General features: G+C 38.0%; 12 protein-coding genes. 4 read left to right on the forward strand and 8 right to left on the reverse strand.

Annotated elements, in window-relative coordinates; translation table 11 throughout:
• Positions 1-132: 132 nt before the first annotated feature.
• Positions 133-1206: a hypothetical protein gene (locus tag D9V35_RS06360; protein ID WP_122123820.1), complete on the forward strand. Its 1074-nt coding sequence runs from the start codon at positions 133-135 to the stop codon at positions 1204-1206.
• A 5-nt stretch (positions 1207-1211) separates the two neighbouring features.
• On the opposite strand, the gene D9V35_RS06365 is transcribed toward D9V35_RS06360, so the two are convergent.
• From D9V35_RS06365 to D9V35_RS06390, 6 genes are all read right to left on the reverse strand, one after another.
• Positions 1212-1604: a DUF3293 domain-containing protein gene (locus D9V35_RS06365; protein WP_110438292.1), complete on the reverse strand. Its 393-nt coding sequence runs from the start codon at positions 1602-1604 to the stop codon at positions 1212-1214.
• A 2-nt stretch (positions 1605-1606) separates the two neighbouring features.
• Positions 1607-2764 (reverse strand): rod shape-determining protein RodA, encoded by a 1158-nt coding sequence (gene rodA, locus D9V35_RS06370; protein ID WP_110438293.1) that lies wholly within the window; start codon positions 2762-2764, stop codon positions 1607-1609.
• Positions 2765-2776: 12 nt separating this feature from the next.
• Complete coding sequence (mrdA, locus tag D9V35_RS06375) at positions 2777-4702, reverse strand: penicillin-binding protein 2 (protein WP_122123821.1); 1926 nt, start codon at positions 4700-4702, stop codon at positions 2777-2779.
• 13 nt (positions 4703-4715) lie between these two features.
• Positions 4716-5297: a hypothetical protein gene (locus D9V35_RS06380; RefSeq protein WP_240993352.1), complete on the reverse strand. Its 582-nt coding sequence runs from the start codon at positions 5295-5297 to the stop codon at positions 4716-4718.
• Between the two features lie 2 nt (positions 5298-5299).
• A complete protein-coding gene (gene mreC / locus D9V35_RS06385; protein ID WP_110438295.1) occupies positions 5300-6208 on the reverse strand; it encodes a rod shape-determining protein MreC in 909 nt (302 codons plus the stop codon).
• A 136-nt stretch (positions 6209-6344) separates the two neighbouring features.
• A complete protein-coding gene (locus D9V35_RS06390; protein ID WP_110438296.1) occupies positions 6345-7391 on the reverse strand; it encodes a rod shape-determining protein in 1047 nt (348 codons plus the stop codon).
• 474 nt (positions 7392-7865) lie between these two features.
• Here D9V35_RS06390 and D9V35_RS06395 point away from each other — a divergent pair, with 474 nt between their 5' ends.
• Positions 7866-8195: a hypothetical protein gene (locus D9V35_RS06395; protein WP_196424715.1), complete on the forward strand. Its 330-nt coding sequence runs from the start codon at positions 7866-7868 to the stop codon at positions 8193-8195.
• A 31-nt stretch (positions 8196-8226) separates the two neighbouring features.
• On the opposite strand, the gene D9V35_RS06400 is transcribed toward D9V35_RS06395, so the two are convergent.
• On the reverse strand, positions 8227-9801 hold the full coding sequence (locus tag D9V35_RS06400) for a 2-isopropylmalate synthase (RefSeq protein WP_110438609.1): 1575 nt from the start codon (positions 9799-9801) through the stop codon (positions 8227-8229).
• 293 nt (positions 9802-10094) lie between these two features.
• A complete protein-coding gene (locus D9V35_RS06405) occupies positions 10095-11000 on the reverse strand; it encodes an N-acetylmuramoyl-L-alanine amidase family protein (RefSeq protein ID WP_122123822.1) in 906 nt (301 codons plus the stop codon).
• 507 nt (positions 11001-11507) lie between these two features.
• Between D9V35_RS06405 and D9V35_RS06410 the strand changes: the two genes are divergently transcribed.
• On the forward strand, positions 11508-14018 hold the full coding sequence (locus tag D9V35_RS06410) for an Rne/Rng family ribonuclease (protein WP_122123823.1): 2511 nt from the start codon (positions 11508-11510) through the stop codon (positions 14016-14018).
• 136 nt (positions 14019-14154) lie between these two features.
• Positions 14155-14583, forward strand: a complete 429-nt coding sequence (locus tag D9V35_RS06415; protein ID WP_110438610.1) for an RrF2 family transcriptional regulator — start codon at positions 14155-14157, stop codon at positions 14581-14583.
• Positions 14584-14618 lie beyond the last annotated feature (35 nt).

The following is a 14618-nucleotide window of genomic DNA, read 5'->3' on the forward strand; positions in this document are numbered from 1 at the left end:
TTCATCAATATTGCAACCGTAAGCGATTGAACTATATAGAATAAGCAACTATCTGATAACCTTATAATTTATAACAATTATAAGGTCATTCTATAGAAGCATTATGAATTATCCCTGACTAGGAGCCATTTTATGACTCAAATTTTCAGCAATTCCTGTATTCTATTTCGTATGCTTAAAAACAGAATTAAAATTAGTTATTTTTGTTTTGTTTTTTTCGGTTTACTCAACCCTTCTGTAAACGTATACGCTGTCCCGAACGACATTGCGCTTGAAGCTACACAAGAGGAAAACAAGGAAGATACAGGTTCCAAAATTTTACAGGAACAAAGATATACAGGTTCCTTGTTGGCACCATCCGGGGCATTGGTCAATGCCGGGACTTTTGTTATCGAACCGTATTTGCAAAACACAATAAGCCGTGGTGCCTATCAGGCAAATGGAAAAACCAAAAATTCCAAACATAGAACTGATAATACCCTGAATTATACATTGGTTAAATATGCAGCAACCGATCGCCTGTCAGTTCAGATTGTGCCCCAGATCCGCTATACTTGGAACGGTCACACATCAGCTAGTACAGTTCATTTCTCGGATTTACCTTTTGAGATTCAATATCGTTGGATTGATCAAGAAGATGCCCATTACCAACCTAGCCTAACTACTGTCCTTGGCATGATCTTTCCAACAGGCAATTATAACAATCTTGGTCGTCATTTGGACGGTGCAGGAACAGGCAATTATACGCTGAGATTTGGATTGCAGTCCCAAGCCGCATATCAGGTATTTGATAAAGCCATTCGAATTCGTGTTTGGGGTATGGGCAGGGAACCTCTGAATTCCGTTAATCTCCGCAATATTAGCAGTTACGGCACTGATACTGGATTTCGTGGAAAAGCAAGATCAAAACTTTTTGGCAATACTGGTTTTTCCCTGGAGTACGGTCTGGATAAAAAATGGTTAATGGCTTTTGATCTTGTTTATGATTGGGCAAAGGGCACTCGAATAAAAGGAGGATATCTTGATAAACCCCATTCCTATCAACGTAAAGTAAATGGTGCCTCCCATGACATTCAGGTTGCACCAGCAATCGAATATAATCCCTCCACCCGCATAGGTATTATTGTTGGAACGGCTTTAACCGTGGACGGGCATAATGCAAATAATTTTGTTCAGCCTCAAATGGCGGTGAACTTTGTTTTCTAGTTCCATCAATTCAGAAATACCAAACGCGATAATCGTTGATCTTGTATAACAACAATCGCGTTTTGACGAAACTTTCTTGCCAATACGATCGCCTTTCTAGGATCCATGACAACCATAAATAATGGCTCTGAAAAATTTCTTAAAGTTCCTGTCCCTTTTCTGTAATCATAGCCTGACAAATACAAGGAAAGTTTTTGCATCATGCGCTTGTTCCATCCCTTGGCCTTTATTCTTCCTCCCGGATTACAGGCACTCATCATAACCAGTTTCTCACTTTTATAGCGTTTTGGTAAATTTAAAGGATAGTGCCCTATTCTGATTTTAACAGTTCCAGCCTGATATATACTTTTAATATAGTTAGATCTAATTTTATTTGTCGCAGGTAATATTCCAGTCATTATTATATCTTTTTATAAGATTGATCCTCACCAAATGTTGAATTTTTATGAACTTGTACAGATAATAAAAGACCAAATCCAAACATTACCGTCAGCAGGGCTGACCCTCCATAGGATACCATTGGTAACGGCACACCCCCCACGGGTATGGCACCCATAACCATTGAAAGATTAACTGCACAATAAAAAAAGAAATTCATCGTGATCCCCAATGCAAGCAAGCGACCAAACTGATTACGTGACCGCATGGCGATAACCATGCCACCCACAATAATTAATAGTAATAACCCTATAACACAGATTCCCCCCACAAAACCCCATTCCTCTGCAATCATCGTAAAGATGAAATCAGTTTGTTTTTCTGGTAAGAAATTCAATTGCCCCTGTGTACCATGCAAATATCCCTGCCCCCACATTCCACCAGATCCCAATGCTATTTTTGACTGGATGATATTATATCCCGCTCCTAATGGATCATTTTCAGGATGCATGAAAGTGGTAATCCTCGCTTTCTGATAATCATGCAAATGATTATAAACCAACTTTATGACAAACGGGATCGGTGTTAGTAACAAAAGAATCAAATACCAGCGCATACCTGCCGCAAAAAAAATAACAGCCCCTATACAACCTATAATAACCGCTGTGCCCAAGTTCGGTTCTTTTAATACAAGAACAACAGGTAATAATACAAGGATTGCAGGAATAATCAGGCGTAATGGATTTGCCATCTGCTTCCAGCTAATTTTGTAAAACCAGCTGGACAATAAAAGAACCAAGGCAATTTTCATTAATTCAGAAGGTTGCAAGGCAATACCGCCAATTATAATCCAGCGCTCTGCTCCTTTACCCACATGCCCCATATGCAATACTGCAACCAATAACATTACAGCCAGTCCATAAAGAGGCCAAGCCAGTTTTACCAATATTTGCGGAGGAGTTAACGCCAACCCTATCATGATTATAAAACCCACGCAAAATTTAACAAATTGTGAATGAGCATAAGGATGGGAAGATCCTCCCCCAGCGGAATATTGGGCAAAATAACCAACCATTGCAAGAAGGCAAATCAATCCAACAAACAACCAGTTAACTCGCCAAAGCTTGCCCAGAATTCTAAAATTTGGTTCTGCTCTTAATAAACGTTTCTCAAAAACCATTATGTCTATACTTCATTCAACTTCAGATGGTTTTGAATCACCTGTTTCCGTTCTTGTATTTTTAGACTGATCTTTTTCCCAATTTTTTGCAGGATCACACTTTAATGTTGCAACCATCATCTCACGTGCCAAAGGCGCCGCAACAGAAGCCGCAGCATTACCATGTTCAACAATTAAAGAGATCGCATATTGTGGATCATCATAAGGGGCAAAACAAATAAACAGCGCATGAGGACGATATTTCCATGGCAAATTAGCAGAATTGAAATGGCCACTTTCTCTCAATGCACGGGAAACACTCTTTACCTGTGCCGTACCCGTTTTTCCAGCCAATAACATACCATGATAATCCATTTTTGCTTTTGCACCCGAACCTTTGTTTTCATTTACTACAGCATACATTCCAAATCTGATCATTTTTAGAAAATCAGGCTTGATATCCAGTTTTTGCCAATAGTTTGGATCTGCTTGCGGAACCAAAATATTATTACGTTTCCTAATAAGATGCGGATCAATTTTTTTACCCGTGGCAATTCTCGCCACATAAGTGGCAAGCTGCAATGGGGTTACATGAACAAATCCCTGTCCAATACCGCTGACGATTGTATCACCTACATTCCAGTGATGTCCTCGGGACTCACGCCATTTAGGAGTGGGAATTAACCCGGAACGCACATGAGTCAACTCAATCGGCAACTCCACTCCCAAACCGAGCTTATCACATGTGGCATGAATTGCTTCCATTCCCGTCCTGCGGGCAACCTCGTAAAAATATACATCACAAGAATATTTTAGGGCACCATGCAAATCGAGTGACCCATGTCCATATTTATTCCAGCAATGAAACCGGCTTCCCCCATAATCATAATAACCCGGGCAATGAATACGCGTATTTTCCGTAATCGTTGAAGCTTCAAGCGCAGCTAGGGCAACAGCAGGTTTAAAGGTTGAACCGGGAGGATAGGAACCTGCCACTGCCTTATTTGTTAAGGGACTCCTTTCATCTTGAATCCAGGTCTTCCATTGTGCATGACTGACACCACTGTCAAATAAGGAAGGATCAAAAGATGGATTACTGACCATTGCCATCACTTCCCCATTCCGACAATCTAAAACAACTGCACTGGCGGATTGGTCCGCGACGATTGAGGAAATTTCCTTTTGCAATTCAACATCAATGGTCAAGGCCACATCCTGGCCCTGGATACTATCAACATGGCCTAATTCTGTAATGATATGTCCCACGGAATCTACTTCAACCTGAACCTCACCGGCCTTTCCACATAGATCATTTTCCTGAGTCTGCTCGATCCCGGACCGACCCACTCGCATACCTGGCAAAGCCAAAATGGTATTCTGTGCAATGTCTTTATCATTTGGGGGCGCTACATAACCGACAATATGAGCCAACAAACCTTCCAATGGATAAAGTCTTTTAGTACCCACATCAATGACAATACCTGGTAGGGAAGGCGAATTCACCTCGATAATCGTCATTTCGTCACGAGACAGAAAATCTTTCAACATAATGGGTATAAAACGACGTTGATGATCCAAATTCCATTGTATACGGGCGTAATCATGCTCATCCAAGGAAATTAAATCAGCAAACCGTTCTATCACATCAGAAACATTGTCTGTTTCTTCAGGTATAAGCATGGCCCTCCAATTTATCTTGTTATTGGCAAGAATGGCCCCGAAACGATCAAGGATACGTCCACGAGGTGGAGACAATAACCTTTTGCTTATAAGGTTTTTCTTGGCCATTTTTATATATCGATCGCCATTTACAACCTGCAATTTATAAAGACGATTAGCCAATAAAGACAAGATCCCTGTTTGAGCCGCTAGAATCAAAATTGCCCGCCGCGTAAATACACGTCGCGAATTCGTATCTGACAATACATTTCTGATACGATAGGGTAATCTTTTCTTCATTTTACAAGTTGTTCTACACCTGTTCGGGATCAGCTATGGTACGATGGGCCCAGGTAAACATGATTGATAAGAGCGGATAAAATCCTATAGCAAAAACCATCTCAAATATAAAGTATGAAACTGAAACCAGCTTTAAACTTAACAAAGAAATCAACAGCCATTGTATAAAAAAAACACTCAATGCAATTATTGAAAAAATTAACCAGACTATTAAAAAATTATATCTTGCCAGACGAAAACGCTGCGTGATTGCCATTCCATAAACAATAAGTAAAATGAAAATCACAACACCAAGTGAGGAAAAGTTTAGGAGATCAATAAGAAACCCCAGAAAAAAAACACCAATTGCCGGCATGGAAGTTGGACGATAAATTGACCAAAAATAAACCGATGATATCACAATAGCCAATAAAAGTTCATTACGGCCAGGAATATTCAAGGGAACTGAAAAGATTAAAATTACAAACAGATTAAATCCCAAAGGAACCATCCAACGAATGACAGCATCAATTTTTTGACACCTCGTTAAAGAAGGACGTATCCCTGGATGCCTTTTATGTGTTTTACTTTCAGATGATTTTTCTTTTTTAATCATTCCTAATCATGGCCTAGTAATTCAGGATTGGCGACGGGCCTGGTTTTCATCTTCTTTTTAGCCAGATTTACACGTCCCGGTGCATCAGGTGGAATGATATCATAATTTTTAAAATCAAAAATTCGAACAATTCTCAGACTTTCCAATGAAGTGTAAGGCACAACAACGGGATGTCCAGGTTCAAGATAATGTACGAAACCAACAGGGATTCCAGTCGGAAAAGCGTTTCCTTTATTGTCAGTCAAAACTTTCTCCCCTTCAGTTGGAGGTTTATCTTCCGGGTAAAAAATCAATTTGGGATAAAGACTGTTATCACCAGCCATAATCGCCTGTACATGTGAACTCATTAAATTAACAGGAATTCGACTGGCAAGATCATTGATTAAGAGTATCCTGGCAGAACGATCACCAATTTCTGTCACTCTACCTATCAAACCGAAACCACTCAAGGCAATTTCACCGGCGTGCACGCCATGCCCCGGTTGTAGCATCACCAAAACTGCCTTATGATAAATTCCGCTTCCATCTGCGGCAACATGTGCGGTAATATAGGATATTGTCGGATCGGGTATCCAATGCAATTGATTTTTCAATTCAACATTTTCCTCTGCCAATCCTATTGCAACATGATACCATCCCTTAAGTTGCGCATTTTCCTCTTCAAGTTTCTTTTTTTCCTGAGAAATATTTTTAACTGTATTAACATTCAGAAAAAAACCATGAACAATATCAAACGGTCTCTCCACCAAAACATAGGCAGGCAAAAGAAAATCAATAACTTTTAACCGTATATCTTCTATTAATTTGGGTTTTGCCTGGCCAAGCAACATGATTAAACTCGCCATTACAAATAAGAATGGTAAGATTAATTTTGCCAACGCTTGCTTGATTTGAATGGATATAGGAATCATTATCGTAATATTTTTACGTTATTTTTCATTTTAAACCAGCTACTTAATATATAAGATGAGCAATATACCAAACTGTATATTGCTTATTAATATTAACGCTATTTTTTATATTTTCTCAATTGTGTTGACGTAACAACTAATACATAGTTGTTAAAACATTCCTAAGCTTTTTCATTTCCTCCAATGCACGTCCCGTTCCCAAAGCCACACAGTCCAATGGATTTTCTGCAACAATAATAGGTAACCCTGTCGCCTGTCGCAAAACATCATCCAGTCGAAGCAATTGACTGCCCCCACCTGTCAACATAATCCCTTTATCAACAATATCAGCAGCCAGTTCTGGAGGGGTATTCTCTAAAGCAACGGATACTGCCTCGACAATTTGAGAAACCGGTTCAGCCAAACTATCGGCAATTTGCTCCTGGGAAACCAAAACTTCCCTGGGCACTCCATTCATCAAATCTCGGCCTTTTACTTCACGCCAAGGACCGCCATCCTCCTTGGAGGAATCGGGAATAGCGGCTCCCAGTTCCATTTTCAATTTTTCCGCTGAACTCTCACCAATTAAAAGATTATGATTACGACGTATATAGGCAATGATGGCATCATCCATTCGGTCACCACCAACTCGAACGGAACGCGCATAAACAATTCCCCCCAGGGAAATTACTGCAACCTCGGTCGTACCTCCTCCGATATCAACAATCATGCTGCCAGAGGGTTCCGTAACTGGCAAACCGGCCCCAATTGCAGCAGCCATAGGTTCTTCAATCAGCTGAACCCGTCGAGCACCTGCACTTTCTGCGCTTTCCTGAATAGCTCGCCTTTCAACGGCCGTTGATCCCGATGGAACACAAATTACGATTTGCGGGCTGGCAAACATACGACGATTATGCACTTTATGTATGAAATGCTTAATCATCTCTTCCGCAACTTCAAAATCCGCAATGACACCATCCCGCATTGGCCGTATAGCAGTTATATTACCAGGCGTTCTTCCCACCATATTTTTGGCCTCTTCCCCAACGGCCAAAACCTGCTTTTTCCCACGAACATCAGCAATGGCAACAACTGATGGTTCATTCAATACTATTCCACGACCTTTGACATAGACTAGTGTATTAGCCGTTCCAAGATCAATTGCCATGTCTGCAGACATAAAACCAAACAGACGAGAAAACATCCAAAACTCCCGACAACAAACTTATAATTCTAACAAAAATTTGTCTTAAATTTCTATCATCACAATTTGATAGAAATTACCAACCCCTACTTTTCACAGTATTTCCTTTCGACTTACTCATTTACAACCAATGGAGCAAGCGTTATCTGGCAAATGCTATATAGCCTTATATATTATTTTTACCTTAAAGTATCGTTCACTAAAAAAAAATGTAAAAAAATCATCTTCTACAATGTAATTACCTATTTTGAATACTATTTTTCTCATTTAAATAAAAATTCATTTAAAAAAAACGAATCGAAAAAATAATTATTTAAACCCCCTTAGCATATTATTTATGTTTCACTGTTTATACGTTTTATTCTGACTTTTTTATGTCTTTTTAAAAATTAATTTTAATAATCAAAAATCAAATTTTCATAAAAATGACAAAAAACATATTTTATATAAATAAATAACAAGGAGAATTTATAAATGTTTAGAATTAGCAAACAAACTTTTTTGGGGTTTTCAACCGTTATATTATCTGTTTCTTTTTTAACTGCCTGTGATAATGGCTATAGTGCTGGTGGAAGGGCAGGAACTGGTGCACTTATTGGTGGTGGAACCGGAGCAGCCATCGGGGCCCTTGCAGGAGGGGGAAGAGGAGCCGCTATTGGAGCTTTATCTGGTGGAGCGTTAGGGGCAGGTGTTGGCGCTTTGACAACACCTAATCGTCCAGGACCCAATTATAATAATCAGTACTATCAAAACCAACAATATCGTCAGCAACCAGTTAATAATTACAATTCATCCCGTCGTTAATCAAAAACGGCGTCAAAACGCCGTTCCATTTTTAAGAAACGTTTTCTGGTTTCTGTCGCTGACGCTTTGTTAACAATTTATTTAAAGCATGGACATAGGCCTTAACAGCAGAAACCACGGTATCAACATCTGTTCCTTGACCATCAACTGTTTTGCCATTTTCTTCCAACCTTACAGTTGTTTTTGCCTGTGCATCCGTTCCCTGCGTAACAGCCCCGATCGAGAATAGGGATAATGTTGCTTCAGGATGAGGGAAAATTTTCCTAATCGCATTGAAAGCTGCGTCAACCGACCCGCTATTTCCCGTAAATTCGACTTTTTTATTTTGTTTGTCAACTTCAAGAGTCAATAAAACCTCAGAAGCTCTTATCCCACTTTTAATTGACATATCAATAAACCGGATAAATTCGTGATCTCTGACTTCATCATCAACCAAAGCCGAAATATCATCATCGTAAACCGTCTTCTTTTGATCAGCCAACGTCTTGAATCGCTGAAACGCCTCGTTTAATTTCTCATCAGAAAATTCATCATATCCCAATGATTTTAATTTGTCCCTAAAAGCAGCACGACCCGAATGTTTGCCCAAAACAAAAGAGGAACGGTTCCAGCCTACACTTTCAGGTGTCATGATCTCGTAGGTTTCTGCATTTTTCAACATTCCATCTTGATGGATACCACTTTCATGTGCAAATGCGTTTCTACCTACAATTGCCTTATTCGGTTGCACATCGAACCCGGTAATCGTTGATAAAGTCCGTGAGGCATTTAATAATTTCTTAGAAATTATCCTGTTATCATAAGGAAATTCATCATGACGTGTCCGTAAAATCATTGTTATTTCTTCCAGGGCAGCATTCCCGGCCCGTTCACCAATTCCATTGATCGTACACTCAACTTGCCTTGCTCCACCTTGCAGTGATGCGATAGTATTAGCCACCCCTAATCCCAAATCATTATGGTTATGACAAGAAAAAATGACCTGATCAGCACCTGGAACCCGTTCCAACAAATCTTTAAATATACGACGCATATCTTCAGGAGTTGAATAACCAACCGTATCAGGAATGTTAATTGTTGTCGCTCCATTTTTAATGGCCACTTCAACACAGCGACATAAAAAATCTGGGTCTGTGCGTGATCCATCCTCCGCTGACCATTGAACGTCATCTGTAAATTGTCTGGCCTTTTTATTTCCATCGGCAATAATTTCCAAAACGGTTTCAGGTTCCATACGCAATTTATATTTCATATGCAGTGGAGAAGTCGAAATGAAATTATGAATACGTTTACGCTTGGCCGGTTTTAAAGCTTCCCCTGCCTTTTCAATATCATTTTTACCACCTGAACGTGCCAAGCTACAAATAACTGAGTCTTTGATTAGCTCAGCAATTCTGTAAACGCTTTCAAAATCTCCTGTTGACGCAACGGGAAATCCTGCCTCGATTACATCAACTCCTAATTCAGTCAATATTCTAGCCATTCTCAGTTTTTCATCCAAATTCATTGAAAAACCAGGGGACTGTTCACCATCACGTAACGTTGTATCAAAAAAAATAACTCTATTTTTGTCAATTTTTCCAAATGATGGATGATTTATATTCATATCCGATGAACCTTCATAATCGTTTACAGGCATATTCTGGACGCAACTCACGCCCTCAGTTTGCCTATAAAAAAATAAATTTTTAAAGGAAATTACAAAAAAAACCCCTAAATAAGATAACCTATTTTACAAGGTTATCTTACCTAGGGGCTGCTAAGTTGAAAGATCAAACAAAACACAGATATCCGTTCTCTATTTTTAAAATAGAAAAAAATTTTTTCCATAAGAGAGAATACCATAAATTTCATGCTGATATGACATCACTTTTCCCCAAAAAAAGCAAGTCCTATTTTTTAGCCCGTTAAATGTGTTACACTTCCGCCAATTGTAAAATACCGATCAACAGCATTTTTCATGGACATGGCTATTAACTGTCTATATGAAGACTGACGTAAAGCGGCTTCATCTTTACGATTAGACATAAACCCCATTTCAACAAGAATTGATGGAATGTTTACTGATTTTAAAACCACAAAAGCGGCATGTCTTTTGGGATTAGGCAACAAACCAACACGGGAATTAAACGATAAGACAACATTTTGCGCCATTGCCGCAGATTCTTTTTTTGTTTCCATTTTAACCAGGCTGGCCAATATCTTTTCCACCGCTGGAGAAGTTACATGAATATTGGGGCCACCATAACGATCAGCTTGATTTTCAACTGAAGCCAATGCAGCAGATTGTGCATCAGATGCATGATTGGATAAAGTATAGACACTTGCACCTCGCACAGATGAATTCCGCAAGGCATCCGCATGCATCGATATGAAAAGGTTCGCCCCTTTTTTTTGGGCAAAATCTACACGTCCATTCAAGGGAATAAAATGATCTGAGCTTCTTGTCAGATAAACTTGATATCGTCCGGAGCGTCTCAACTGATTGGCAAGTTCCACAGCCGTAGCGTATGCAACATGTTTTTCATAGGTTCCAGAATATCCTATGGCTCCAGGATCCTTTCCACCATGACCAGGATCCAGCACAATTAATGGTAAAGCAGGTCTGGCTTTGCCAATGATAGCTGGCGTCTTGGTTTTACCTTTGAATGTCCTCACCTTGGAAGTGGATTTAACTTGATTACAACCTTTTCCAATTGTTCCAATTCTTTTTTGCCTTTTTTGTTTCATGGCAAATGAAAAGGAAGGAAACAAAACTCCTATTGACATTAATAACGTATTTCGTCTGGAAAAATTTAAAGCCATTTCAATCTATATTACCTTATCAAAATGTATATTAATAATGTTAATTCATGTCTAAAAATCTGTATACCCGAAATAGGATTCAGTGTATAATTCGACATTATTGCAATAATTCTACATTTTTTTTGATCAAAAGCCATAAATCACGTTTTTAGCAACAAAAAACCTTTGCTTTCATAACGCGTTTTGAGATATTAAAATAATTGTAGGTCTTTATTTTTAATAACAAATCAATAACCTATAAAGTCCTATAAATTATTGTTTATTTTTGATAGCGAAAATATGTCCATTTAATATTTACAAAAATTTAATGAAAGCAATCTAGAATTTAAAATTATTTTAAATCTTATAACAATTCAGAAATAAACAAAAAATGATCGAAATTCCTAATTAAAAATGCTTCATGGTTACATTTCCCTTAAGACGATAATTAAAAACATGTTTCCAACAAAAAGCATTTCTTCAAAAAACTATGGATTGTGACTACAATCACCGGAGTATTAGTAAAACATGAACAAAAAAATGCTGATTGATGCCAGCTATAAAGAAGAAACACGCGTCGTGATCCTTGATGGCAATTACATCGAGGGATATGATATTGAAAATTCCGCAAAGAAACAAATAAAAGGTAATATCTACCTAGCCAAAGTAATCAGAATTGAACCCAGTCTACAGGCTGCTTTTGTTGATTATGGTGGAAATCGCCATGGTTTTTTAGCTTTTAATGAAATTCACCCTGATTATTATCAAATTCCCGTTGCAGACCGAAAAAAACTGCTGGAAATCCAAGAATTAAATAAAATGGAGGAAGAACCAAATCCGGATCAAGAATTGGATCCAGATCAGCCTTCCTATTATGAAGACATGGTTCATTCCCATAATAGCATAATCAAGAACTATAAAATTCAGGAAGTTATTCATAAAAGACAAATTATCCTCGTTCAAGTGGTAAAAGAAGAACGTGGAAATAAAGGCGCGGCATTAACAACCTATCTATCTTTGGCAGGACGCTATTGTGTTTTAATGCCAAATTCCTTACGGAATGGCGGAATTTCTAGAAAAATCACTTCACCATCTGAAAGAAAACGATTGAAGGATATTATCACTGAACTGAATATCCCATCACATATGGGAATGATTATCCGTACTGCAGGAGCCCAATGCCCAAAAGCAGATACCCTAAAAGATGGGGAATATCTGCTTCACTTATGGGATGAAATACGCAATCTAACCATGAAGTCGATTGCGCCAGCTCTTATTTATGAAGATTCCAACTTATTGAAATTGACATTACGTGATAATTATACACAAGATATTAATGAGATTTTGATAGATGGCGAGGATGCTTGGTCTCAAGCGAGAGATTATATGCGTGCATTGATGCCGCAAAATGTACATAAGCTTCATCTGTGGAGAGATCAAAAACAATCTCTTTTTTCTTATTACAAGGTTGAAAATTTGATTGATCAAATGCTTTCCCCGATTGTCCAACTAAAATCAGGGGGATATTTAGTCATTAATCAAACAGAGGCTTTGGTTGCTATTGATGTAAATTCAGGCCGTTCAATCAAGGAAAAAGATCTTGAAGAAACTGCATTGAGAACCAATCAGGAAGCCGCCAATGAAATTGCACGCCAGTTAAGGTTGAGAGATCTGGCTGGATTAATCGTTATCGATTTCATTGATATGGAAAACAAGAAGCATAATTATATTGTTGAACGTCGTTTGAAATCTCTACTTCACAAAGACCGTGCACGAATTCAGATCGGTTCCATCTCCTCCTTTGGCTTACTGGAAATGACCCGTCAAAGATTACGTCCCTCTATTGCTGAATTTGCCTTCACTCCATGTTCCGCTTGTAATGGAACAGGTATTATTCGAAGTGACGCCAATATTTCTTTACAAATCATCAGACAGATTGATGAAGAAGCTCGTAAAATCAAACCAGGAATTTTAACCGTTTCCATTTCATCCGGTGAAATTGCCTTGAATATTCTCAACCAAAAACGCAGATGGCTGGCGGATATTGAAAAGAAATATAAAATCAAGATTGAATTTACAATTGATTCAACCCTGTCCTCTCATAATGTCCGTTTTTCAAGCAAAACTGATTCCTCACTTGATATGGAACCTGATGATGAAATACTTCAATCTACACCAAATGTAATTCAGGAGAATCTTTTTGTCAGGGAAATACCAATCCAATCCTATCTTGAATATCAGACAAATTCAAAAACAGATTATAGACAAGATGAGATAGAGGATAAAGTTATTGATCTAAAGCCTGAATCAAAAGCATTACGTCAAAATTCTGTTTCCATAGAGCATAAACAAGACGATACAATTCTCGATTCTTATCCGGAACAATATAAAGAAAACAAAAAAACATATAGTAACTCCAAGGATAAAAGACAATCCCATCATTCCCGTCGTAACCGTTATAAAAAAGGACAAGGTAAGGCTCAAAAAAATAATGACTTTACTCCCATTCTTGAGGCTGAACCTATACCAGAAGCTGTCATCAATGAAAAACCTGAAGAAATAACTGTGACTCCAACCTTTGTTTCAATTGAAATTGATGCCGACAAAAGCCAGATTCATCGTGAAGAAACTGAAACTTTGATAAATCAAGTTATTGATAATTCTGACGCTGTAAATAAAGAGGATGAAAATTCAGATAATCTGGAAATAAAAGAGGAAAAACCTGCTCCAAAACGTCGACGGGCCACTAAAACCACCAAATCCACAGGCACCACCAAAACGACACGTAAAAGAGCATCAAGCAAAAAAGAGTCTAAAGAAAACGAAACCGAGGAAAAATCGGATAATAAAGAGGAAAAGGAAACGAAGATCAAAAAAACTACCAGAGCACGTAAAACAACTACAGCCAAAAAAACAACGCTTCGAAAACCCAAAAAAACCAAAGAAGCTGATGAAAATAACGAACAACCCTTAATACAGCCCATTGTCATAGATGACACACCGACCAAAACGCCACGTTCCGGCTGGTGGAAACGGTAATTTTCGTTTTTTTATAAAGGCTTAAAAGAATTACTTTTAAGCCTTTATTATTATGACAAAACAAAAATTCATTCAAACTTTTTGTAAATGTATATATAATATACATATTCGAAACAATAAAAGTTATCAACATATTATGCAACTTTCCCGATATACAGATTATGCGTTAAGAACCCTGATCTATTTACATGTTCATCATGATCGACTTTGTTCTATCCATGAAATTGCGACTTGTTATTCGATTTCACAAAATCATCTAATGAAAATTGTCCATAGATTGGGTAAACAAGGGTTTATCAAAACATTGCGTGGAAGAAATGGAGGATTAACTTTAAACAAAGATGCTGGCAGTATCAAACTTGGGGACATTATTCGCAACACAGAGGAAGATGAAACCTATGTCAAATGCGATCAATGCCTTATTCAATGTACTTGCAACCTACCTGCATTTTTAATAGAGGCAATGAATAATTTTTATAAAACACTCAATCAATATTCTTTAAACGATCTTTTTAAAAATCCAAAACAGCTTGAAGCAATTTTAAAATATATTGAACTAGTCTGAAAACCTAAAGCTCAAAATACTCACTTTTTTTATCA

This window comes from Commensalibacter melissae (assembly GCF_003691365.1).
Classification (GTDB): domain Bacteria; phylum Pseudomonadota; class Alphaproteobacteria; order Acetobacterales; family Acetobacteraceae; genus Commensalibacter; species Commensalibacter melissae.

Bases quoted from the DNA above. Each gene is read 5' to 3' on its own strand.
- D9V35_RS06360 (WP_122123820.1), top strand. From the start codon at position 133: ATGACTCAAATTTTCAGCAATTCCTGTATTCTATTTCGTATGCTTAAA.
- D9V35_RS06365 (WP_110438292.1), bottom strand. From the start codon at position 1,604: ATGACTGGAATATTACCTGCGACAAATAAAATTAGATCTAACTATATT.
- rodA (WP_110438293.1), bottom strand. From the start codon at position 2,764: ATGGTTTTTGAGAAACGTTTATTAAGAGCAGAACCAAATTTTAGAATT.
- mrdA (WP_122123821.1), bottom strand. From the start codon at position 4,702: ATGAAGAAAAGATTACCCTATCGTATCAGAAATGTATTGTCAGATACG.
- D9V35_RS06380 (WP_240993352.1), bottom strand. From the start codon at position 5,297: ATGATTAAAAAAGAAAAATCATCTGAAAGTAAAACACATAAAAGGCAT.
- mreC (WP_110438295.1), bottom strand. From the start codon at position 6,208: ATGATTCCTATATCCATTCAAATCAAGCAAGCGTTGGCAAAATTAATC.
- D9V35_RS06390 (WP_110438296.1), bottom strand. From the start codon at position 7,391: ATGTTTTCTCGTCTGTTTGGTTTTATGTCTGCAGACATGGCAATTGAT.
- D9V35_RS06395 (WP_196424715.1), top strand. From the start codon at position 7,866: ATGTTTAGAATTAGCAAACAAACTTTTTTGGGGTTTTCAACCGTTATA.
- D9V35_RS06400 (WP_110438609.1), bottom strand. From the start codon at position 9,801: ATGAATATAAATCATCCATCATTTGGAAAAATTGACAAAAATAGAGTT.
- D9V35_RS06405 (WP_122123822.1), bottom strand. From the start codon at position 11,000: ATGGCTTTAAATTTTTCCAGACGAAATACGTTATTAATGTCAATAGGA.
- D9V35_RS06410 (WP_122123823.1), top strand. From the start codon at position 11,508: ATGAACAAAAAAATGCTGATTGATGCCAGCTATAAAGAAGAAACACGC.
- D9V35_RS06415 (WP_110438610.1), top strand. From the start codon at position 14,155: ATGCAACTTTCCCGATATACAGATTATGCGTTAAGAACCCTGATCTAT.